At 28.3% G+C, this 22,561-nt stretch carries 23 protein-coding genes; 21 read left to right on the top strand and 2 right to left on the bottom strand.

The window, feature by feature from the left end; genetic code table 11:
- Positions 1–106 precede the first annotated feature (106 nt).
- The 21 genes from KGF52_RS06930 (at position 107) to KGF52_RS06830 (ending at position 21,137) form a co-directional block, all read left to right on the top strand.
- Positions 107–1,504: an amidohydrolase family protein gene (locus KGF52_RS06930; protein ID WP_227827643.1), complete on the top strand. Its 1,398-nt coding sequence runs from the start codon at positions 107–109 to the stop codon at positions 1,502–1,504.
- Positions 1,494–2,540: a dihydrofolate reductase family protein gene (locus KGF52_RS06925; protein WP_227839589.1), complete on the top strand. Its 1,047-nt coding sequence runs from the start codon at positions 1,494–1,496 to the stop codon at positions 2,538–2,540. Before KGF52_RS06930 ends, KGF52_RS06925 begins: the two co-directional genes overlap by 11 nt.
- Positions 2,541–2,598: 58 nt before the next feature.
- The gene (lpdA, locus tag KGF52_RS06920) at positions 2,599–3,999 is read left to right on the top strand and encodes a dihydrolipoyl dehydrogenase (RefSeq protein ID WP_227839588.1); all 1,401 of its coding nucleotides are present in this window, start codon (positions 2,599–2,601) and stop codon (positions 3,997–3,999) included.
- Between the two features lie 116 nt (positions 4,000–4,115).
- A complete protein-coding gene (locus tag KGF52_RS06915) occupies positions 4,116–4,463 on the top strand; it encodes a TIGR03792 family protein (protein WP_227827640.1) in 348 nt (115 codons plus the stop codon).
- 163 nt (positions 4,464–4,626) lie between these two features.
- Positions 4,627–5,970 carry a solute carrier family 23 protein gene (locus tag KGF52_RS06910; protein WP_227839587.1) on the top strand — a complete coding sequence of 448 codons (1,344 nt, stop codon included), beginning with the start codon at positions 4,627–4,629 and terminating at the stop codon, positions 5,968–5,970.
- A gap of 27 nt (positions 5,971–5,997) precedes the next feature.
- Complete coding sequence (locus KGF52_RS06905; protein WP_227839586.1) at positions 5,998–6,672, top strand: flavodoxin family protein; 675 nt, start codon at positions 5,998–6,000, stop codon at positions 6,670–6,672.
- A 222-nt stretch (positions 6,673–6,894) separates the two neighbouring features.
- Complete coding sequence (locus tag KGF52_RS06900) at positions 6,895–8,184, top strand: hemolysin family protein (RefSeq protein ID WP_227827637.1); 1,290 nt, start codon at positions 6,895–6,897, stop codon at positions 8,182–8,184.
- A gap of 28 nt (positions 8,185–8,212) precedes the next feature.
- Positions 8,213–8,893: an HAD family hydrolase gene (locus KGF52_RS06895; protein ID WP_227839585.1), complete on the top strand. Its 681-nt coding sequence runs from the start codon at positions 8,213–8,215 to the stop codon at positions 8,891–8,893.
- Positions 8,894–8,994: 101 nt separating this feature from the next.
- Positions 8,995–9,528 (top strand): putative ABC transporter permease, encoded by a 534-nt coding sequence (locus KGF52_RS06890; protein WP_227827635.1) that lies wholly within the window; start codon positions 8,995–8,997, stop codon positions 9,526–9,528.
- 162 nt (positions 9,529–9,690) lie between these two features.
- Positions 9,691–9,828 carry a hypothetical protein gene (locus tag KGF52_RS06885; RefSeq protein ID WP_227839584.1) on the top strand — a complete coding sequence of 46 codons (138 nt, stop codon included), beginning with the start codon at positions 9,691–9,693 and terminating at the stop codon, positions 9,826–9,828.
- 47 nt (positions 9,829–9,875) lie between these two features.
- Positions 9,876–10,847 (top strand): Gfo/Idh/MocA family protein, encoded by a 972-nt coding sequence (locus KGF52_RS06880; RefSeq protein WP_227839583.1) that lies wholly within the window; start codon positions 9,876–9,878, stop codon positions 10,845–10,847.
- A gap of 242 nt (positions 10,848–11,089) precedes the next feature.
- A complete protein-coding gene (dltD, locus tag KGF52_RS06875) occupies positions 11,090–12,280 on the top strand; it encodes a D-alanyl-lipoteichoic acid biosynthesis protein DltD (protein ID WP_227839582.1) in 1,191 nt (396 codons plus the stop codon).
- A complete protein-coding gene (locus KGF52_RS06870; RefSeq protein ID WP_227434522.1) occupies positions 12,246–12,386 on the top strand; it encodes a hypothetical protein in 141 nt (46 codons plus the stop codon). The genes dltD and KGF52_RS06870 overlap by 35 nt, the downstream gene beginning before the upstream one ends.
- 14 nt (positions 12,387–12,400) lie before the next feature.
- Positions 12,401–13,915, top strand: coding sequence for a D-alanine--poly(phosphoribitol) ligase (locus tag KGF52_RS06865; RefSeq protein ID WP_227839581.1), 1,515 nt, complete (start codon positions 12,401–12,403; stop codon positions 13,913–13,915).
- Positions 13,915–15,063, top strand: coding sequence for a D-alanyl-lipoteichoic acid biosynthesis protein DltB (dltB, locus tag KGF52_RS06860; RefSeq protein ID WP_227839580.1), 1,149 nt, complete (start codon positions 13,915–13,917; stop codon positions 15,061–15,063). The genes KGF52_RS06865 and dltB overlap by 1 nt, the downstream gene beginning before the upstream one ends.
- Before the next feature lie 18 nt (positions 15,064–15,081).
- Positions 15,082–15,312: a D-alanine--poly(phosphoribitol) ligase subunit DltC gene (dltC, locus tag KGF52_RS06855; protein ID WP_227839579.1), complete on the top strand. Its 231-nt coding sequence runs from the start codon at positions 15,082–15,084 to the stop codon at positions 15,310–15,312.
- Positions 15,313–15,621: 309 nt separating this feature from the next.
- Positions 15,622–16,407: a DeoR/GlpR family DNA-binding transcription regulator gene (locus KGF52_RS06850; protein WP_227839578.1), complete on the top strand. Its 786-nt coding sequence runs from the start codon at positions 15,622–15,624 to the stop codon at positions 16,405–16,407.
- 267 nt (positions 16,408–16,674) lie between these two features.
- Positions 16,675–18,585, top strand: coding sequence for a 2-aminoethylphosphonate--pyruvate transaminase (gene phnW, locus KGF52_RS21600; protein WP_227839577.1), 1,911 nt, complete (start codon positions 16,675–16,677; stop codon positions 18,583–18,585).
- Between the two features lie 271 nt (positions 18,586–18,856).
- Positions 18,857–19,699, top strand: coding sequence for a hypothetical protein (locus KGF52_RS06840; protein ID WP_227839576.1), 843 nt, complete (start codon positions 18,857–18,859; stop codon positions 19,697–19,699).
- A gap of 39 nt (positions 19,700–19,738) precedes the next feature.
- Complete coding sequence (locus KGF52_RS06835; protein WP_227839575.1) at positions 19,739–20,509, top strand: polymer-forming cytoskeletal protein; 771 nt, start codon at positions 19,739–19,741, stop codon at positions 20,507–20,509.
- A 7-nt stretch (positions 20,510–20,516) separates the two neighbouring features.
- Positions 20,517–21,137 (top strand): YhbD family protein, encoded by a 621-nt coding sequence (locus tag KGF52_RS06830; RefSeq protein ID WP_227827625.1) that lies wholly within the window; start codon positions 20,517–20,519, stop codon positions 21,135–21,137.
- Positions 21,138–21,351: 214 nt separating this feature from the next.
- On the opposite strand, the gene rbr is transcribed toward KGF52_RS06830, so the two are convergent.
- A complete protein-coding gene (rbr, locus tag KGF52_RS06825; RefSeq protein WP_227434375.1) occupies positions 21,352–21,939 on the bottom strand; it encodes a rubrerythrin in 588 nt (195 codons plus the stop codon).
- Positions 21,940–22,025: 86 nt separating this feature from the next.
- A complete protein-coding gene (locus KGF52_RS06820) occupies positions 22,026–22,463 on the bottom strand; it encodes a MarR family transcriptional regulator (RefSeq protein WP_227839574.1) in 438 nt (145 codons plus the stop codon).
- Positions 22,464–22,561: the final 98 nt, after the last annotated feature.

Raw genomic sequence — 22,561 nt, 5'->3', positions numbered from 1 at the left:
CCAGTAATCTGACAGATAGTTTGTTATGCGTTTCTCGAAAGATTTTTTCTCTCCAAACTATCTGTCAAAATCAAGACATAGCAAAAAATTATATGGAGGTTACTGCATGAGAAAAGTAGATTTGATAATTAAAAACGCTTATCTAATTTCAATGAATAATGAGAGGGAAATACTAAATGATGCTTGTATAATAATTGAAAAGAACAAGATAATTGATATAGGAAAGACGAATTTACTAGAAGAATACATCTCTGAAAAAATTATAGATGCTAGAGGTAAATTTGTTTTACCTGGATTTATAAATACTCATTCTCATCTATTTCAGACTTTGTTAAAGGGATTAGGAAGAGATAAACTGTTGTTAGACTGGCTTGATAGCTCTGTTAGAAGGGCTATACATAAAATAGATGAAGAATGTTGCTATTATGCAGCCTTAACAGGATGTATAGAAGCAATTAGAACAGGCACAACTACTATACTTGACTATATGTATTGCCATGGAAAAGAAGGGCTTGATGATAGCATAATTCAAGCATTTGAAGACTTAGGAATAAGAGGAATACTTGGTAGAGGGTTTACAGACACAAGTAAATTTCCAAAAGAATTTGGCTGTACTTATCATGATACAGAACAAAAGTTTTTTGATGATGTTAGAAGATTAGAGAAAAAATATAGAGACCACTCGAGAATAAGTTTAGCATTAGCTCCTGGAATTATATGGGATAACACAGAAGAAGGATACAAAGAAATGAGAAATATAGCCAATGAGCTTCATATTCCAATAACTATGCATTTACTTGAAACTGAGGACGATGATAAATACTGTTTAGAAGATAGAGGTATGAAGACTGTACCATATCTTGAAAAAGTAGGAATTTTAGGACCTGACTTTATTGCAGTTCACTGCATACAAATGTCAGATGAAGACATAGAACTATTTAAAAAATATGATGTTAAAATATCTCATAATCCAGTATCTAATATGGTTTTAGCGGCAGGAGTAGCACCAATTCCAAAGCTTATTGAAAATGGATTAACTATAAGTTTAGCTTGCGATGGTTCAGCGAGTAATGATACTCAAAATATGTTAGAAGTAATGAAAATGACTACATTATTACAAAAAGTTACTCATAGAGATGCAAAGCTTTTACCTTCGTCAAGTGTGCTGGAAATGGCAACACTTGGAGGAGCAAAATCCATAAATAAATTAGACTGCTTAGGGTCAATAGAGATAGGAAAAAATGCTGATATTATAATTTATAATCCATATAAAAGTGCAATTTCTATACCAGTTCACGACCCAATTAGTTCATTAATATATTCATCTACTCCAAATAATATAGAAACTTCTATTATAGATGGAAAAGTAGTTATGGATAATAACAAGATAGTTAATATAGATGAAGAAAAAGTAATATATGAAACTCAAAAAATATCAAGTAAGTTAATAGAGGATGTTGGTCTAGGAAATGTACAATGGGGAAAAAGAATTTATGGATTGTAAAAAATACTTGGGAGAGGGCGGTCAAAGTATGAATAAGCTTGAGTTTTTCAACATACCAAAAAATAATTTAAAAATAAATGTATTAAATAGAAATGAAAAGATATTAGACACTATAAAAGAAGAATCTAATGAAAATGTCTGTATACCAGATGCTTTAGAGTATTATACGGAGTTGTTTTTTCCAAAATCAAAAGATAAAAGACCATATATATTTTCATCTATGGTGCTTTCATCCGATGGAAAAATGGCATATGAAGACAATAAAGCAGGACCTTTAATTGGAAAAAATAATTTTGTTGATCCAGATGGAGCCTTGGCAGATTTTTGGGTTTTAAATGTTCTAAGAGCATATTCAGATGCTGTGATTATAGGGGCTAGAACGTTGCAAAATGAACCTGGGATAACATGTCATGTATTTGATGAAAGTTTGACACAGCAAAGAAAAGACTATTTAAATAAAAAATATCAGCCATGTGGAGTAGTAGTTTCTTTTGATGCTACAGATATTCCATTTGACCATTATACATTTAGAGTTGATAAGAGTCAGGAATATAAAATGGTTATAGCTACATCTCCAAATGGTTGGGATTATATAAAAGAAAATTCTCCTTTAAAACACAGATGTATAGGAAGCTTTAATTCAATTAAGGATGTTGATGATTATAAATTTGAAGAATTATACAAAGATTTTGATGTTTGTCCTGTAATTGTAACTGGTAAAGATAGTACTCCAGACTCTAAGATATTACTTTATGTACTTAAAAGTCTAGGGATAGAAAAAATGTGTATAGAATCTCCTTCATATTGTACTCATCTAATTGAAAATGAATTATTAGACGAATATTTTATGAATTATTCTATGGTATTTGTTGGTGGAAAAATGACTCCAGGTTGTACAACAGCTTATAGCCACTTAGAACATCCACATTCGGAATTATTGACAGTAGGAATGCATAGAAATAATTTTATTTTTACACGTCAGAAACTTTGCTATGGTATTAAAAATCAAGTAGATTTAACAAGCTATAAATATTGATACTAAAATTTTAATTATAGATATTAATATCTATAACTTAAAAGGAGGAAAAATAAATATGAACACTGATTTAATCGTAATTGGTGGTGGCCCAGGTGGGTATGTTGCAGCGATTCGAGGAGCTCAACTGGGGTTAAAAGTTGTAATTGTAGAAAAAAATGAATTTGGAGGTACTTGCCTAAATACAGGTTGTATTCCTACAAAAACACTATTTAAAGATGCACAGGTTTTAAATTATTTTAATCATGCTGAAGAATATGGGATAAAAGTTTATAAATACAAATTAGACTTGGAAAAAGTGCAGAAAAGAAAGAAACATATAGTTAAGACATTAACTAGTGGTGTAAAAGGATTATTAAAAGCAAATAAAGTGACTGTAGAAAAGGGGGAAGCAAAGTTAATAGGTAAGGATTCTGTAGAAATAAAATTAGATGATGGTTCAAAGAAGATAATTAAAGGAAAAAATATTTTGATTGCATCTGGTTCAAAATCTTCTAAGCCTCCTATTAAAGGAATTGATTTAGAGGGAGTAATAACAAGTAAAGAAGCTTTAGAAGTAACTAATTTGCCTCAGAAAGTAGTAATAATTGGAGGAGGAGTTATAGGAATTGAGTTTGCAGGAATTTTAAATGAATTTGGTTCAGATGTAACTATAGTTGAGTTCTTGGATAATATAATTCCTATGGTTGATAATGAGGTATCTAATAGGTTAACTAAACTACTTAATAAAAGGGGGATTAAAATACTACTTTCATCAAAAGTAGAAGAAATATTTAAGAGTGATAAAGAACTAGTAGTAGATATAAATAAGAATGGAGAAAAAACAAAGATTGCTTGTAATAATGTACTTGTATCTACAGGAAGAGAGTTAGATGTAGAAGGACTAAATCTAGATAATTTAGGCATCAAATATGATAAAAAGGGAATAAAAGTTGATGAAAATTACTGTACGTCTGTACCAGGTATTTATGCAATTGGAGATGTGATTGGAGGAATAATGCTTGCACATGTTGCATCTGAAGAAGGCAAAGTAGCTGTTGAACGAATTGTAGGGGAAAAAACAAGTGTAGATTATGATTTAGTACCAAATTCCATTTTTACTTTTCCAGAGGTATCTACAGTTGGATTGTCTGAAGAAGAAGCCAAAAATAAAAACTTAGACTATGTCGTTAGCAAATTTCAGTTTTCTGGCAATGGAAAGGCTCTTACAATGAATGATTCAGATGGTATGGTTAAGGTAATTGCTTCAAAAGATAAGACTACAATATATGGTGTTCATATCATAGGGCCCAATGCTAGTGATTTAATTCATGAAGCTGTAATTGCGATGAAAGCAATGTTGACAGTTGAAGAAGTTGCCAGTACTATGCATGGACATCCAACTTTACCAGAAGCTTTTGCAGAAGCTACTATGGGAATAGTAGGTAAAGCAATACACATACCTCCTGTTAGAAAGTAAAATTATAAGAAGTAAATAAAAAGTAATTATATGTAAGAGCATTATGTTGAAAGTATTTAAATAAAAAATCATTTGAATAAAAAAGTAGTCAAATATTAAAGAGGGAAGTATATAATATGAAATTAAAATCATTTGAAAGACCTTTATTTATTGAAGAACTAACTTTTAGGATAAATACTGAATTAATAGAAAAGTACTTACAATTAGATTATGAGATTTGGGTTAAAGGTCTAGAATTATTAGAAGGATTTGCTGGTTCTGAGATATGGATTAGTGAAAGTAATCCAGAAGAAATAACATCAATAATATATTGGACAGATTATAAGTACTATAAAAATATTGATAAAGACTGGCTAAGTGATAGAAAGAAAAGAATGTCTGAATTAATGGGAGAAGGAAATTTAGAGTTTGTAAGAGCAGAGCATGATGTCAATAAAAAGTATAAGCTTAGAGAATATAAATAATAAGATTAAGTGCACTGAACAACTATACATAAATAATACTTTAGTTAAAATAAATATCATTTAAGTTAAGAATTAACTAGATTAAGATGTGTATAGCTCAAAATTAATTGTTAATAAATTCATGGTCGTAAAGAAAAATAAAATTTATGGGAGGATTTATTTTATGAAAGAGCACGATACATCAAAATTTCATCTAGAGGGAAAACCGCCTTTAAAAGAAGCTTTACCCTTAGGATTACAGCATTTTGTTTCAATGATAGCTGGTAATATGGTTCCAGCTATGCTTATATCGAATATAGTAGGGCTTGATAAACAGATGTCAACTATGCTTATGCAAGGTGCTATGTTGGTAGCTGGAATAGCAACTTTACTACAATTGTACTCAATACCACTATTTAAAGGGCATAGACTGGGTTCAAAGCTTCCTGTAATAATGGGAACAAATTACGTATTTTTAGGAGCCTGTCTTTCAGTGGCTGGCAAATACGGACTTAAAGCTCTTTTTGGAGCTCAAATTGGAGGAGCAATAGTAGTGTTTTTTATAGCCTTTGGAATTAAGAAGATAAGACATTTATTTACTCCAATTATAGCAGGTACAATGATTGCTTGTATGGGTATTAGTCTATTTCCAACTGCTGTAAAAAATTTAGCTGGGGGAGAAGGCTCAGCCACATTTGGAGAACCTATAAATTTTGCAATAGGGCTTATAGTTGTTATAGCTATAATTTTGCTTATGAAATTTGGCAAGGGTTTGGTTCAAGATGCTGCAATTTTAATAGGTATAATATTTGGTTATTTAGTGTCACTTGCATTTGGATTGGTTGATTTTTCTGCAATTCAAGGGACACCAATATTTTCTTTTCCAAAACCATTGGCATTTGGTCTAGAGTTTAGACTTGATTTAATATTAATGTTTGCCATTTTATTTATGGTAGCTATAGCTGATATGATGGGAGCAGCAACAATTGCTACAATGGGAGCTATGAATAGAGAGGTTACAGATAAAGAATTAGAGTCTGCTACAATGGGAAATGCATTAACATCTATAATTGCATCTGTATTTAGTTCAATACCAACAGGAGTATTTGGTCAAAATGCTGCAATCGTAGCTATAAATAAAGTTACTAGTAGATTTGTATTGTCAATTACAGGAGTAGTATTAATTTTAGTTGGATTTTCACCATTATTGGGAGCAATCATAACGACTATACCTTCATGCATAATAGGAGGGGTCACTTTAATCGTATTTTCATCAATTGCTATGGCTGGTTATGATATGATAAGTCAATGTGGATTTACGTCAGATAACAATCTTATAGCAGGAGTTTCAATTACCTTAAGTATAGGTATAACTTCAGTTCCTCAGACTTTGGAAAAGTTTCCAGAGATTATTAGAACTTTAGTTGGAAATTCTTGTATAGTATCAGTATTTATTATAGCGATGATAATTAAATATATATTATCAATAAAATCGAATAAGTCTAATGATATAAAAATAGAGGCTTAAATTAAAATTTGTGGGAGGTATAGAGTTATGGCTAAGATACTAGGAATATGTGGAAGTCCAAGAAAAGGAGCAACTGAATATGCAATACTACAAGCTTTAGAGGAAGCTAAAGAAATACCAGGTATAGAAATTGACTTTTGGACTGTAAGAGGAAAAAATATAGGTCCATGTATACATTGTGATGCTTGTATGAGAAAAGCAGAAAAATGTACTATACAAGATGATATGGGCGAACTAGAGAAAAAATTGCTAGAAGCAGATGGATTTATAATAGGTTCTCCTGTTTATGATATGGGAATAACTGCTCAATTGACTGCTGTGTTAAATAGATTAAGACATATGTATTTAGTACATGGATGTAATTTGCAAAATAAAGTAGGAGCTGCCATAACTACTGGTGGGACTAGATATGGTGGACAAGAAATGGCTAGATTACCAATAATAAATTTCTTTTTAATGCATGAGGTATTGGTAACAGGAGGACTTATTGGAGGATACACTGGTGCTAGTATTTGGAGTAAAGATGCAAAGGAAGAAGGTGCAAAAGATGACGAAGTAGGCATGAATACCATAAAAAGACTTGGGAGAGGTCTAGCTGAAGCTGTTAAAATATCTAAATATGGTCTTGAAAAGTGGAATATTGAAAAAGAAGAATTAGGAATAACAAGTGAAACTGAAAAAAGTCCTGTAAAAGACCACTAAAATTTATATTGCCCATACGTAAAATTTAATTAGCCCCTCTTAATATATGAGACAACCCATCATAAATATTAAGAGGGGTAATTTTGTATTTAAAATTATTTGTAATAAAATAAGATATATTAATAAATATGATAGAATATATATTATAAATTAAATTTTATAAATATAAGGGGGGAACTTTGAGTTCTTATAAATTTCTTATGTTATAAGAGCCAATATTTTATGCGGGAGTTATTAAATGTAACACTTATAATAGTACTTGTTTTAATAAATGCATTTTTTGTAGCTTGTGAATTTGCTATGGTAAAGCTTCGTAGTTCTAGGATAGATACTATGATGGCTGAAGGTAATAATAATGCTAAAAGATGTAAAATAATAAAAGATAATCTAAATTCCTATCTTTCTGCATGTCAACTTGGGATAACACTTTGTTCGCTTGCACTAGGGTGGATGGGAGAATCTACAGTTAAAGAGTTAATATTGCCAATAATAAGTATATTTAATCTTAGTGAAAGTGTTATATATACAATATCAATTTCTATTTCCTTTTTAATTATAACAATGGTAGAAGTTGTAATAGGGGAGCTTGTTCCTAAAGCCTTAGCACTTTATAATACAGAGAGAATAATGCTAAGTACATCTTTTTTGCTGATTGGATTTTATAAATTGACATACCCAATAATATACTTTTTCAATCTAAGTACTGATTTATTTCTTAAACCATTTGGATATTCACAAGCTGATGAAGTTGATGAACCACATACAGGTGATGAAATAAGATTATTAGTGGAAGAAAGTTATAAAAGCGGGCTTATAGATGAATCAGAGCAAAGATTAGTTGACAATATTTTTGAATTTGAAGAAAAGAAAATTAGAGAGATAATGGTACCTAGAACTGATATGGTCTGTATATATGAAAGTGACTCAGAGGAAAAGATATTATCTATTTTGAGAGATGAAGGTGTTACTAGGTATCCAGTATGTAAGAAAAATAAGGATGATATATTAGGATTTGTACATATAAGAGATTTGTATAATCAAAAAATAAGCAGAAATAAAATTGAACTAGGAGAAATGCTTAGAGATATTATATATATATCAGAAAATTGGACTATAGATAAGGCTCTTGAAAAATTAAGAAAAGAAAAGCTTCAACTTGCTATAGTGGTAGATGAATATGGTGGAACATCTGGTGTAGTAACAATTGAAGATATACTGGAAGAGATAGTTGGAGAAATTCAAGACGAATTTGATAAAGAAGAAACTCATATTAAGAAAATAGGAACAAGTTCTTACTTGGTTGATGGAACTGAATCAATCAATGATATTAATAAGTATTTTGGTCTTGATATAGAGCATGATGGATTTGATAGTATAGGAGGTTGGATATCCTATATGCTTGGTTCAAACATTAAAGTAAATCAAAGTGTAACTTTTGAAAATTACAATTTCACTATATTAGAATTGGATAAATTGAGGGTTGTAAAATTAATCATAAAAAGTGTAATATAATTATATCAAAAAATATTGGAGGAATTGTATGCAAAAAGTAGAAGGAATTATTTTTGATATGGATGGAGTTTTGTTTGATTCAGAGAGAATATCTCTTGAATTTTGGATAGAGACATTTGAAAAGTATGGATACATTATGACTAAAGAAATATATACATCTGTTATGGGAAGAAATCGTAAAGGGATAATAGAAGGTCTTACTAAGATATACGATAGTTCTGTGCCAATAATAGATTTGTATGATGAGAAAACTAAAAATATGATTGAATTTATGGATAGAGAAGGAGCTCCTATTAAATTAGGAGTTAATGAATTAATATCTTTTTTAAAGAAAAATGGATATAAAATGGCAGTTGCAACATCTACAAAAAGAGAAAGAGCAGTTAAAAGATTGGCTAAGGCAAATTTAAAAGAATACTTTGATGCTATAGTTTGTGGAGATGATGTTGTAAATTCTAAACCAAATCCAGAAATATTCTTAAAAGCAGCTAAAAAGATAAATGTTAATCCAAAAAATTGTATTGTTATAGAGGATTCCCCTATGGGAGTAGAGGCTGCTTATAATGGTGGTATAAAATGTATAAACGTACCTGACTTAAAAGAGCCAGATGAACAAATTAAAGCACAATCACATAAGATACTTGAAAATTTATTGGAAGTTAGAGAATACCTGAAAAGTTTAGATTCTAAAGAATGTTGTAGCCTATAATATGAAATATTAAATCAAAGAATTTAAATTTAATTTCTTTGATTTAGAATAAATCCATGGATATGAGAAAAAATAATTATAAACAATTAGGAGGAATATTCATGGATAGTGTAGGTTCTCTATTATATTTTTTATTTAATTTTTTCTTGTATGGTTTTATAGGTTGGATAATTGAAAATTTATATAGTTATTTTACTCAAGGTCATTTTCAAGAAGATGGATTTTTAAATGGTCCATTTAAGCCAATGTATGCAATTGCAATGTCTATTATAATAGAGGTCTCAAGATTTATTGACCCAAATAATATATTTGCATTGCTTTTACTATGTTTAGTAGTGCCAACAACAGTAGAGTATATCACAGGTATAATTATGAAGGTATATTTTAATAAAGTATATTGGGATTATTCAGACTATAAGTACAATAATAGAGGGATAATATGTGTAAAATTTTCTATGTACTGGACTATATTGACTTTTATTGGAGTAAGGTATCTTCAAGTGTATGTAGTTGATAATTTGTATAGTTTAATAATGCCTTATTGGCCAATTATAGCAACTATATTATTGATAGCATTGTTTGTGGATGAAATTTTTACTATAAAATTCTTGAGAGGAAATAGAGATATAATATAACTTTAGAAGTATAAGATAAGTTTAGATTGTAGTTAAAAGAAAGCTATGCTAAAATGGTGAAATCATTTAAAGTTAGCTTTCTTTTTTATTTGATGAAGTTAATATTTTAATAAGTTTCAAACGTTTATATAGAGTATTATTTATTATAGAGTATTACAACTCTTGAGTTTCAGAACTCTTATAAATAATAACAAAATAGAGTCTGATATAAACTCACATGAAAATTCAAAGATAGTAATGGGGATTATGGATGAGATAAGAAGACAAGGGAAGATTGTTTATCCAGCTGACAGTGTGTAATTTATTTAAAAACATATAATAATATATAAGTATATGAGGTGGTAAATATGGAGAATATAAATTGGGCTATATTGGGTCCTGGAACTATTGCATCAGAATTTGCACAAGCCATGAGTGAGGTGGGTTGTAAAGTGTATGCTGTTGCTTCAAGAAGTCTTGAAAGAGCAAAAAACTTTGCAAATAAGTTTGATATAGAAAATGTGTATGATGATTATGATAAAATGCTAGAGAATAAGAATATAGATGTAGTGTATATATCTACTCCACATTGTAATCACTATGAATATATAATGAAAAGCCTAAAAAATGGTAAACATGTGTTGTGTGAAAAAGCTATAACAGTAAATGGAAGTCAACTAAGTGATATTGTAACTTTAGCTATTGAAAAGAACTTAATAGTAGCAGAGGCTATGACTATTTATTATATGCCTTTATATAAAAAATTAAAAAAGATAGTGGAGTCTGGAAGTTTGGGAAAAATTAAAATGATACAAGTATCCTTTGGAAGTTGTAAGGATTATGATGTTAATAATAGATTTTTTAGTCAAGATTTAGCTGGAGGGGCATTGCTTGATATTGGTACATATGCACTGTCATTTACTAGATACTTTATGTCAGTTCAACCGAATGAAATTTTAACAACTGTTAAGAATTTTGAAACAGGTGTGGATGAACAATCTGGAATAATTTTAAAAAATTCTAAGAATGAGATGGCTGTAATATCATTGACTATGAGAGCTAAGATGCCAAAAAGAGGTATTGTTGCATGTGAATTAGGATTTATAACCGTAGAAAATTTCCCAAGAGCATCAAAGGCTACAATAACTTATATAGATAGTGGAAGAGTTGAAACTCTAGAATATGGTGACACAAAAAAAGCTTTAAAGTATGAAATTGAATATGTTAACAATTGTATATCAAATAAAATAAAAGCAAATACTTTAGAATCATCTATAGATGTCATGAATTTAATGGATGAAATAAGAAAGCAATGGGGACTAAGATATACTTTTGAATAAATTTAATTTTAAAATAAGTTAAATTGTATACATAATTAAGTATTAAAATGTCAAATTATAAAAAGAAGAAAATCACTAAAAAGATTCCTTTTTCAGTTATTTTCTTCTTTTTTTTTACAAATTTGTAACAGAATAAAAAAAAGTTTTGGAGATTTTATTACAATTTTGTAGTTGAATATATACATTAAAACTAATATGATTAATAATAACATAAATTTGAATATTTTTAGAGGAGAGAAAATATGAGAAAATTGATATACTTTATTACACCATTTATAATAGGCGTAGTATTTTTATTTGGGTTAGACAAATTTCTTGATTCTAAAACTGATGAACTTTTGAGGGAGAAAAATCTACTTCCAATTATGGATGATACTTTAAGTGATATAAAGGATAAAGGTGTTACAGCAAATAATCATTTTTTAAGAGAAAAAGATATTATGATTTTGGGGTCATCAGAACTTAGTAATTCAACAAAACAACATCCAAAGTACTATTTTAATACAGATAGGAGTAAAAATAAGGTGTTTGCAATTGGTAGAGCTTATACTCAGACATTACAAGATGCTGCAGTGTTAGGAAGTATGAATCCTAATATTGATAATAAGAAGGTTGTCTTGTTAATTTCTATGCAATGGTTTATGGAAAAAGATGGAGTTACAAGTCACCATTATCAGTCTAGGTTTTCACCAATACAATTTTATCGTTTTTTAGATAATCCAAAGATATCTAAACAAAATAAGATTGAATATGTAAAAAAATCAAGTAAGCTTTTATGGGGTAGTGACGAATATAAGGCAGAAGCATTGTATGCCAAGCTATATGAACCTAAGACAGTGTATGAAAAAGCTGAGAAGGCGTTGTTAGAGCCTTATTTTCAAGGGAGAAAATACTGTATAGAGCTTAAAGAAAAAGGGATACTTTATAAGAAATTAATTAGGCTAGATAAACACAAAAAAGAAGGAAGAAAAAAACCTATAAATTGGTCACATGAGAAAAAGAAAGCTATTGAAGATGCTAAAAAGAGAGTAGGTAATAATCCTCTAAACATTGACAAGTATTATTACAATGAACATTTTAAAGATGGTCTAGAGCAATATAGAGGAAGAGATAAGGGTGTAAACTTAGTAACATCTAAGGAATTTGAAAGTTATAAGCTTTTATTAAATGTATGTAAGGACTTAGATATTAAACCAGTTGTTGTATTAATTCCAAGTATGGGTAAATTTTATGATTTAACTGGTATTTCTGAGAAAGAAAGAAATCAGTTTTATGATAAGGCGCAGAACATAGCAGAAAGTAAAGGCTTTGAAGTTATGAATCTTAAAGATAAAGGGAAAGAGAAATATTATTTAAGAGATGTAATGCATCTTGGAACGAAAGGATGGGTAGATGTCTGTGAGAGATTATTTAAAATATTTAAAGAGCAATAAAGAATTAGTAACTAGTATTTGTTTAACTATGATTATAATATTGGCAATAGGTGTTTTAACATTTACACCATTTAAAGAGTTGCCATTTATTTATAATGGATTTTAAAGGAGAATTTTTATATGAAAATTATTGAAGGAATAAAAAAATATTCAAATACAGATAGAATAGCTTTGGCATGTAATGGAGATAAACTTTCTTATAAAGATTTAAATGAATGTTCAGATGCTATATCAGTATTTCTAAAAAATGTATACAAAGAAGAAGATACTCCTATAGTAATCTATGGTAATAAAGAAAATATGATAATGGCGTGTATGATAGGAGCTTTAAAATCAGGTAGAGCGTATGTTCCTCTTGATATTAGCTTTCCATTAGATAGAGTTTTTGAAGTTACTAAGGAAGTGAAACCAAAGGTGTTGTTTAACTTTAGTGATGAAAAAGATTTTGGCGATATCAATGTAATTGATAAGGATAAATTAAATGATGTAATAAGCGAATATAAAGGAAAGTCATTAGATAAAGAAAACTGGGTAAAAGATGATGAAAATGCATATATACTATTTACATCAGGTAGTACAGGAAAGCCAAAAGGAGTTCAAATAAGCTCAAATAACTTAGATAGTTTTGTAGATTGGATAAGCCCATATTTAAATATAGATGGAAGTGAAAAAGTAATAATGAATCAAGCAGCATATTCTTTTGACCTTTCAGTGACAACAATATACCCTGGTCTTGTTCATGGAGCTACATTATTTTCAATATCAAAAGATGTGCTAGCAGATTATAAAGAGCTATTCAGACAATTTGGCGAGTCTAATATTGCAGTATGGGTATCAACTCCTTCTTTTGCAGGTGTATGTGTAACAGAAAAAGAGTTTAATAGTAAGATGCTTCCTAAGCTTGAATCAATGATATTTATAGGAGAAGCACTTTCAAAGAATCTTACTAAAGAGCTTATAAGTAGATTTCCAAATACAAGAGTTATCAATGGATATGGACCAACTGAAGCCACTGTTGGCGTAAGTGTAAATGACATGACTCAAGAAGCTATAGATGATGAAAAGAGTCTTCCAGTTGGATATCCTATGCAAAATTGTAAAATAAAAATACTTGATGAAAATGGAAATGAGCTGAAAGAAAATGAAAAAGGTGAGATTATAATAGTTGGACCATCAGTTTCCAAAGGTTATTTCAATAATAAAGAGAAGACTGATGAAGTATTTTTCTATGATGAAATAGATGGTATAAAATGGAGAGCTTATAAAACTGGTGATATGGGATATCTCTTAGATGGAAATATATACTATTGTGGAAGAAAAGATTTTCAAATTAAGTTAAATGGATTTAGGATTGAAATAGAAGATATAGAAAATAATTTGAGAAAAGTTCATAATGTAAAAAATGCAGTAGTTTTACCAATATATAAGGATGAAAAAATTGCTTATTTAAAAGGTATTGTTGAGTTAAATGAGAAGAATGATTTAGGTAATATCAAAAATGGGATGATGATAAAAAAGGAACTAGGAAAGTATATACCTTCGTATATGATTCCAAGAAATATTGCAATAATTTCCGAGTTTCCAACAAATATCAATGGTAAAATAGACAGAAAGAAACTTATGGAGGAAATTTAATGGTTTTTTCACAGTATGGAGATTATTTTTATCTTTACATATTATTATTAACATCAATACCAGCAGTGATTTTGGGCTTAATGGGTAAAAATATAAAGTATTATGGTATGTTGGCAAGTTTATTTATGATATTTTTGATTGTAGGAATAGATGTTCAATTTAAATACTTGTTGATATTTATCATTTTAGAAGTAATAATAGTCAAAGGATACGAATATGTAAGAAGAAAAACTAAAAATAAATATATATATTGGGGCTTTTTGTTTGCATCAATGCTTCCAATAATAATTAATAAAATATCTCCAGTTACATCTTTTGGATTGATTGGATTTATTGGAATATCATACTTAAATTTCAGGGCTATACAAATGGTTATTGAAATTTATGATGGTGCTATAAAAGAGGTTAAGATTTCAAATATGCTTTATTTTATGTTATTTTTTCCAACACTGAGTTCTGGACCTATTGACAGGTCAAGACGATTTGAACAGGATTTAGAGAAGAAAATACCTAGAAAAGAGTATATAGAAGAATACTTATTGCCTGGAATAAAAAACATTGTTATGGGAGTAGGTTATAAATTTGTTATAGCATTTTTGATAAATACATATTGGGTATCAATAATACCTAAAGATATGAGGTTTATAAATGTTTTAAGTTATATGTATGCATATAGTTTATACCTGTTCTTTGATTTTGCAGGATACAGTTTATTTGCTATAGGGACAGGATATATATTTGGAATACAAGTACCTATAAACTTTGATAAACCATTTATAAGTAAAGATATGAAAGAGTTTTGGACAAGATGGCATATAAGTCTTTCAAGATGGTTTGGAGATTATATTTTTTCAAGATTTGTTATGTCTTCAATGAGAAAGAAAAGATTTAAGAAAAGAACTACTGCTGCTCATGTAGCTCAGATGATAACAATGATAACAATGGGATTTTGGCATGGACTAACTTGGTTTTACATTGCTTATGGTGTGTATCAAGGTTTAGCACTTGTCTTAACTGATATATATCAGAGAAAATCTAAATTTTATAAGAAGCATAAAAAAGAAAAATGGTTTGAGAGAGTTCAAATTTTCATTACATTCCATATTGTATGTTTTGGATTATTGATATTCTCAGGATATTTAGCTTAATTTTAAGGAGGCAAATTTATGCAGGAAACAGTTATAGAAATATTTGAAGATGTATTAGGAACTGATGAGATAAAAGATGATTTAGACCTTAACTTATTTGAAACAGAGCTTTTAGACTCATTAGCTATAATTGAAGTTTTACTTGAGATTGAAAATAGACTTGGAATAGAACTTCAACCAACTGATTTAGAAAGAAAAGACATGTCTACTGTAAATAATTTAGTAAAATTCTTAGAGACAAGAAAATAAATTAATGACTAAATGTTTAATTATTAATTTACATAATAAAAGATTATAAAGTCCATCTAATATTGATATTTGATGGATTTTTTATTGTAAAGAGATATAACTTAGTTGTATAAATATATAAAATAGTGAAAAATTTAAAGTATGAATGAAAGATTGCATGCTATATAAATTAATAGTAATATCTATTGTAAGATATACTATCTTTAATTGAGTGAAATATCTTTTGTCATAGATTAGAATTACTTTATGGACGTAGATGTTAATTATAATTTTATAAAAGTAGAATACACATTTAGGAGGGGAACTTAATTGTCTTTAAATTCAATAGATAGAAAAAAAGAAATATTAGAACTGTTAGATGCAAAAGGAAAGGTAAATACTAAAGAATTAGTAAAAAAACTAGAAGTATCATCAGAAACAATAAGAAGGTACTTGGAAGAATTAGAAAGTGAAAATAAGTTGAAGAAGGTTTATGGTGGTGCTGTAAAAATAAATTATGGAGTAATTGAGCCAGAACATATAAAAAGAAATAGTACTAATTTAGAAAAGAAACAAAGTATTGCTAAGTATGCAGCTAAATTTGTGAATGATAATGAATCAATTGTAATAGATGAAGGGACTACTAATTTACAAATTGTGGATTACATAGTTTCTGTAAAAAATCTAAAGGTTATTACTAGTTCCTATCCTGTGCTATCAAAGTTGATTTCATATGAAAACCAAGGCATATTTGATGGAGAGGTTATATTTATTGGTGGTAAAGTAAATTTAAAACATCAAAGAACAGCATGTCAAATGTCAATAGATGCTATGAAAAACTTATATGTAGATAAAGCATTTATATCTAGTGAAGGTGTAATTGATAGCTTTGGAATTAGTAGCATAGACCAAAATAAAGCATTATTGTCAAAAGAGTATATAAGAAATTCAAAGGAAAGTTTTGTATTATGTGATAGTTCTAAGATTGGAATTGTCAGTATGTACAAGATAGCTGATTTGAATGAATTAGATTTTGTTATTTGTGACGCAGAACCTCCAAGTGAATGGAAAGATAAATTAAATGAATCAAATATAACATGGATAGAAGCAAAATAGAAGTAATAAATTTATAAAATTTAACAAATTCATATATTTAACCTAGAAATAAGATTACAAATTTTAATTTTTTTTGTAGAGTTTTAGTGGAATTTTTATATTAGATATTAAAAACAAACAGAATCAATTAAAAACAACTAAAAACATAAATTTAATATACATTTAACCTAAATATGATGTATAATTAACATAAAAAAGTTATACTTTAAAAGTAAAAACAACTAAAAACACAAAAATTCTAACTGAAAATCTATGGAGGTTATAAATATGAAAAAGTTATATGGAGAAAAAATAAAGGCAGTAGTATTTGACTGGGCTGGAACAACAGTAGATTATGGATGTTTTGCACCTCTTAATGTATTTATAGAGATATTTAAAAGAAGAGGTATAGATGTAACAATGGAAGAAGCAAGAAAACCTATGGGGAAATTAAAAATAGACCATATAAGAGAAATGTGTGAAATGGATAGGATAAAAAATATTTGGGCAGAGAATTTTGGAGGATTTCCAACAGAGGAAGATGTAAACAAACTTTATGCTGAATTTGAACCTATGTTATTTGAAACTCTAGAAGAGTATACAACTCCAATTCCTCATGTTGTTGAAACTATTGAGAAATTAAGAAAAAATGGATTAAAAATAGGTTCTACAACAGGTTATACAAGAGAAATGATGAATATAGTTGAACCAAATGCAGCTAAAAAGGGATATTCGCCAGATTTTCTTGTAACACCATCAGAAGTATCTCAAGGAAGACCATATCCTTGGATGTGTTATAAAAATGCTGAAGCTTTGGGTGTATCTCCAATGAGTGCCATGGTAAAAGTAGGAGATACATTAAGTGATGTAAAAGAAGGTATAAATGCAGGAATGTGGAGTATTGCTGTAATAAAAGGTTCAAGTGAATTAGGTCTTACAGAAGAAGAAGTAGAAAATATGGATAAAGAAGAATTAAAAATTAAGATGGAAGCAGTTTCAAAGAAGTTTAAAGAAGCAGGAGCACATTTTGTTATAGAAACTATGGCTGAATTAGAAGATGTTCTAGTAAAAATAGAAAATGAAACAATTAAGTCAGATTTTGTACCAGAAAATGATTACATATTACTTACACCAGGACCATTATCTACTACTAAATCAGTAAGAGCATCTATGTTAAAAGATTGGTGTACATGGGATGTTGAGTATAATGATTTGGTACAAGATGTTAGAAGAAGATTGGTGTCTTTAGCTACAAAGAATACAGAAAAATACACAAGTGTATTAATGCAAGGTAGTGGTACTTTCTCAGTGGAAGCTACAATAGGAAGCACTATTCCAAAGAATGGTAAACTTCTTGTAATTGCAAATGGAGCATATGGAAAGAGAATGAAGGATATATGCAGTTATTTAAATATAGAATATGTTGATTGTACATTTAGTGATGTAGAAGCAGTTGACCTAAATAGAGTGGAAAATTTATTGAAAGAAAATAAAGATATTACACATATATCAATGGTTCATTGTGAAACTACTACAGGTAGATTAAATCCTATAAAAAATGTAGGTAAACTTGCAAAAGAATATAATAAGGTTTACATAGTTGATGCAATGAGTAGTTTTGGTGGAATTGAAATTGATGTTGAAGACTTTAATATAGATTTTCTAGTGAGTAGTTCTAATAAATGTATACAAGGAGTTCCAGGATTTGGTTTTATAATAGCTAATAGAGACGAATTAGCTAAATGCAAAGGAATTTCTAAATCTTTATCTCTTGATGTATACGCTCAGTGGGAAACTATGGAGAATAATAATGGTAAATGGAGATTTACTTCTCCTACACATATTGTAAGAGCTTTTTATCAAGCATTACTAGAGCTAGGAGAAGAAGGTTCTGTCAAAAAAAGATATGCTAGATATAAAGAAAATCAATTTACAATATCTTCAAGATTAAAATCTCTAGGGTTTGATACATTGGTGAATGATGATGCTCAATCACCTGTAATAACAACTTTCCTATATCCTAAGAATGCAAAATTTGAATTTATGGAATTCTACACTTATTTAAAAGAAAATGGATTTGTTATTTATCCAGGTAAATTGACTGACATAGATACATTTAGAATAGGAAGTATAGGAGAAGTGTATCCGAAAGATATGGATAGACTGGCTGATGTAATCGAGAAATTTATCAATATGTAGATTATAGAAGTTCATTGGTAGATTATAAAGTTTAGAGAGTTACGAGACAAATATATAAATAGTTAAATAATAGAGGAGTATTTTATTTGAATTGGAAATCTAAGAAAGAAGGATTCATAGTTCATATAAAATATCTTCTCTATTATTTTTTTTATTTATCTGTCTTTAAAGGAGCATTGTTTTATTCATCAAGATTGTTATACTTGACAACGTAACAATGTTTTGTTATATTATATTCAAGAACAAAATAAGTTATTGAAAGGAAATCATTATGGATGGAGAATTACGTTCACTGAATTTTAATGGAATGGGAAAATGTAAAGGTGGAATTTTTGATGAAGTTAATATAGCAGGTACAGGAAAAATAGATGGAAATATAAAATGTAATAAATTTGATTCTTCAGGTTCGGCAAAAGTGATTGGAACAACGGAATGTAATGAATTTTTTACAGCAGGATTGAGTAAAATTGAAGGCAATATATTGGCATCACAAATGACAATATTTGGATTTCTTAAATGTACTGGAGACATAAAATCAGGTAAAGTTAAATCTGGAGGAATTATCAATGTTGGAGGAAACTTAAAGTCAGATATTATTAGCGGAGAAGGATGTCTAAAAATCAATAAGAGCATAGAATGTGAAAGTGTTGACTTAAGTGGAATTTTGGATTGTGATGGATTTTTAAATTGTGAAGAGCTTAAGATAAGTTTGCATGGAACTTCTAATCTAAACGAAGTTGGTGCAAGTAGTGTAAATATAAAAAAAGGACATGGTGATTATTGTAAAAGATTTTATAGAACCGAAAAAAAGAGTGGGGATTTTGAAAAAGTATCTTCTAATCTTAGAAATCTAGGTCTACTATCAGTTAAAAAATACACAGAAAGTAGATTATTAGCAAATGTTATAGAAGCAGATGAAATCAACTTGGAAAATAGTGAAGTTAAAATTGTAAGAGGTAAAAATGTTAAAATAGGTAAAGGATGTTATATTGAGAGTTTGGAGTATAGTGAAAGTATAGATATTGATGAAAGCTCAATAGTTATTGAAATAAAGAATGTAAATGGAAAAGTAAATCTAAGTAATGAAAAAGTAAATCTAAATAAAGATAAGTAATATTTAAGTTTAAAATAAAATTTAAAATGAGGTAATAATATGGAAAATGGATCTATAAAAATACTTGGAGAAGGATTTATCAATAGTGGAGAATATGAAAGTATAAAAATTATGGGAAGTGCTAGGTCAAAAGGAAATATAAAATGTAATGAAGTAAAGGTATTTGGAGATGTAAAGTTTGACGGAGGCATTAGTATAAAAAACTTTGTAGTGAATGGAAAGGCCACTATAAAAGGTAATCTTAAAGCTGAACGTGTAAGAGTTAATGGGCAACTTAGTATAGATGGAGATGCAGAAATAGATGACTTGATTATAACTGCTCAACAGAAAATTAATGGAAACTTAAAGTGTAATAATGTTACAGTAAAAGGTCAATTAATTGTAAGTGAAAGTATTTATGCACAGGATATAAAAGTTTATGGTGAAATGAAAAATAAAGAAAATATAGAATGTGAAGATATAAAGGTTCATGGAGCAATAAAATGTGATGGTCTTTTAAATGGAGAAAACATATATATCTATTCAGGAGGAGGCTCTTATTGTAAAGAGATAGGAGCAACTAATATAGAAATAGGTAGAAGTAAAGATATTTTTACATTTGGGATTAAATTTATTAACATTTTTTCAGGCAAATTTAAATGCAATTTGATAGAGGGAGATACTATTGAATTAGAAGATGTTTCAATAAAAGATATACGAGGAAAAAGCATATCTTTAGTAAGCAATTGTGATGTTGAAAATATTGAATACAGTGATAAGTTGGTAGTTTCAGATAATTCGAGTGTAAAAAACAGTACAAAGGTGGGCTAGAAAAATTATGGAAGAATTGATATCTAAGAAAGATTTATTAAGCAAAACTAATATATCTTATGGGCAGCTATATAGATGGAAAAGAAAAAATATAATACCAGAAGAATGGTTTATAAAAAAATCAGCTTTTACAGGTCAAGAGACTTTTTTTCCAAGAGATAAAATACTAGAAAGAATAGAGTTAATACTATCTATGAAAGAAGAAACATCTCTTGATGATATTGCAAACATGTTTACAAAAAAAGATACCAATAAAGAGTTTGATATTGACTTTATTTTTGAGAAGGAAGCTATATGTAAATATACAAAAGAAATATTTCAAAATTTGTATAAAAAAGAGCAGAGTATAGGTAAAAAAGAATTACTTATATTGAGCATAATAGAGAAATTCTTAGTTAAATCTACAATAACATTTGAAGAATTAAAATTGATAGTCAATATAATAGAAGAAAATTTTAAATCAATATACAATGAAAATGGAAGAATTTATTTGTTTAGAAAGTTTGGTGTTCCATTTGTAATAGGATGCTTGGATTATAAACAAGTGAAATTTGAAAAGGATGTAGTTAAAATTGTTGAAATTGACCTAATGAAAGAAATAAATGATATAAGTATTAAGTTATCATAGTAGGTTATTGTAAATTACTTATTATAAGTAGATATAGATAGATTATAGTTTCTAAAAAATTACAAAATGAACCATATTGAATTATTATAAATTATAGAAAGAGTATAGTTATAATAATCTCTATGGTTCATTTTATTATTCAAATAATTTAATATTTATAAAACTGGTTAGTATCAATATAATAAATTGCTTAAATACAGCAGATTATTTTTATTTATTCAAATAATGAATTTTTAAAGTCTAAGAAATACCCTTGTGGATGAAGACAAACAGGGCAAGCTTTTGGAGCTTCTTTACCAATATGAATATGTCCACAGTTTGTACATATCCATTGGATATCTTCATTTCTTCTAAATAAAGTACCTTCTTCTAAATCAGTAGCATATCTACCAAATCTATCACCATGAACTTTTTCTATTTCAGCTATATTTTCAAATAATTTAGCTATAGCTTCAAAACCTTCTTCACGTGCTGTTTTTCCAAAATTTTTATATACATCATCCCACTCTTGAAGCTCATTATGTTGTGCAGCTTTAAGGTGTTGAGCTGTCTTATCATATAAATCTACAGGATATGCTCCTGATATACTTATATTTTCTCCAGCAAATTCTTTTAATTTAGTAAAAAATTGTTTTGCATGTGACTTTTCTTGGTCAGCAGTATAATTAAATAAAGATTCTATTATATATAATCCTTCTTTTTTTGCTACAGATGCAGAAATATTATATCTATTTCTAGCCTGGCTTTCACCTGCAAAAGCTCTTAATAAATTTTCTTTAGTTTTACTGTCTTTTAAATTCATATTATACCTCTCTATTAACAATAAATTTTTACAATATTTGATTCTTTTTATTTATTATTCCAAGACTAGATATAATTATGCTCGATTTAGTCAGCATTTTTGAAATTATTATTGATTTTTTTTAAGATTCTAAGGAATTCTTGCTTTTCCTTTTCTGTAATGTTACAGTAGGCTGTTTCTTTAACTTGTGATGAAATACTATTGAATGTATCCTCTATTAGTATTGCTTTTTCTGTAAGTTTTATATATGTAATACGTTTATCACTATTGCATTTTTGTCTTTCTATATATCCGAGGTTTATAAGTTTATTAACTAATACTGTAACAGTAGATTTGTCTTTTCCTATTTTAGTTGCAATTTCTTTCATTGTAAGTATTCCATTATTTTCATAAAGTGCAGTGAGTATATTTCCATGTGTAGGCAACAATTCATTTAAACCATTTTTATTGAGTCTATTTTCAATAAATTTAAGCATATTAGCTTTTGTTTTACTTATAAAATGTATGATATATTTATCTTCCATAAATTAATCTCCAATCTTTAAATTATTTGAAGTGCTTTGAAATAAAAAGTAGTTTGACATAAAACTATTTTTCAACTATAATTAGTTTAACATAAAAC

This window comes from Clostridioides sp. ZZV15-6597, assembly GCF_020657815.1.
Lineage (GTDB): Bacteria > Bacillota > Clostridia > Peptostreptococcales > Peptostreptococcaceae > Clostridioides.
This window is presented reverse-complemented; position numbering and strand designations above follow the sequence as displayed.

Bases quoted from the DNA above. Each gene is read 5' to 3' on its own strand.
- KGF52_RS06930 (WP_227827643.1), top strand. From the start codon at position 107: ATGAGAAAAGTAGATTTGATAATTAAAAACGCTTATCTAATTTCAATG.
- KGF52_RS06925 (WP_227839589.1), top strand. From the start codon at position 1,494: ATGGATTGTAAAAAATACTTGGGAGAGGGCGGTCAAAGTATGAATAAG.
- lpdA (WP_227839588.1), top strand. From the start codon at position 2,599: ATGAACACTGATTTAATCGTAATTGGTGGTGGCCCAGGTGGGTATGTT.
- KGF52_RS06915 (WP_227827640.1), top strand. From the start codon at position 4,116: ATGAAATTAAAATCATTTGAAAGACCTTTATTTATTGAAGAACTAACT.
- KGF52_RS06910 (WP_227839587.1), top strand. From the start codon at position 4,627: ATGAAAGAGCACGATACATCAAAATTTCATCTAGAGGGAAAACCGCCT.
- KGF52_RS06905 (WP_227839586.1), top strand. From the start codon at position 5,998: ATGGCTAAGATACTAGGAATATGTGGAAGTCCAAGAAAAGGAGCAACT.
- KGF52_RS06900 (WP_227827637.1), top strand. From the start codon at position 6,895: ATGCGGGAGTTATTAAATGTAACACTTATAATAGTACTTGTTTTAATA.
- KGF52_RS06895 (WP_227839585.1), top strand. From the start codon at position 8,213: ATGCAAAAAGTAGAAGGAATTATTTTTGATATGGATGGAGTTTTGTTT.
- KGF52_RS06890 (WP_227827635.1), top strand. From the start codon at position 8,995: ATGGATAGTGTAGGTTCTCTATTATATTTTTTATTTAATTTTTTCTTG.
- KGF52_RS06880 (WP_227839583.1), top strand. From the start codon at position 9,876: ATGGAGAATATAAATTGGGCTATATTGGGTCCTGGAACTATTGCATCA.
- dltD (WP_227839582.1), top strand. From the start codon at position 11,090: ATGAGAAAATTGATATACTTTATTACACCATTTATAATAGGCGTAGTA.
- KGF52_RS06865 (WP_227839581.1), top strand. From the start codon at position 12,401: ATGAAAATTATTGAAGGAATAAAAAAATATTCAAATACAGATAGAATA.
- dltB (WP_227839580.1), top strand. From the start codon at position 13,915: ATGGTTTTTTCACAGTATGGAGATTATTTTTATCTTTACATATTATTA.
- dltC (WP_227839579.1), top strand. From the start codon at position 15,082: ATGCAGGAAACAGTTATAGAAATATTTGAAGATGTATTAGGAACTGAT.
- phnW (WP_227839577.1), top strand. From the start codon at position 16,675: ATGAAAAAGTTATATGGAGAAAAAATAAAGGCAGTAGTATTTGACTGG.
- KGF52_RS06840 (WP_227839576.1), top strand. From the start codon at position 18,857: ATGGATGGAGAATTACGTTCACTGAATTTTAATGGAATGGGAAAATGT.
- KGF52_RS06835 (WP_227839575.1), top strand. From the start codon at position 19,739: ATGGAAAATGGATCTATAAAAATACTTGGAGAAGGATTTATCAATAGT.
- KGF52_RS06830 (WP_227827625.1), top strand. From the start codon at position 20,517: ATGGAAGAATTGATATCTAAGAAAGATTTATTAAGCAAAACTAATATA.
- rbr (WP_227434375.1), bottom strand. From the start codon at position 21,939: ATGAATTTAAAAGACAGTAAAACTAAAGAAAATTTATTAAGAGCTTTT.
- KGF52_RS06820 (WP_227839574.1), bottom strand. From the start codon at position 22,463: ATGGAAGATAAATATATCATACATTTTATAAGTAAAACAAAAGCTAAT.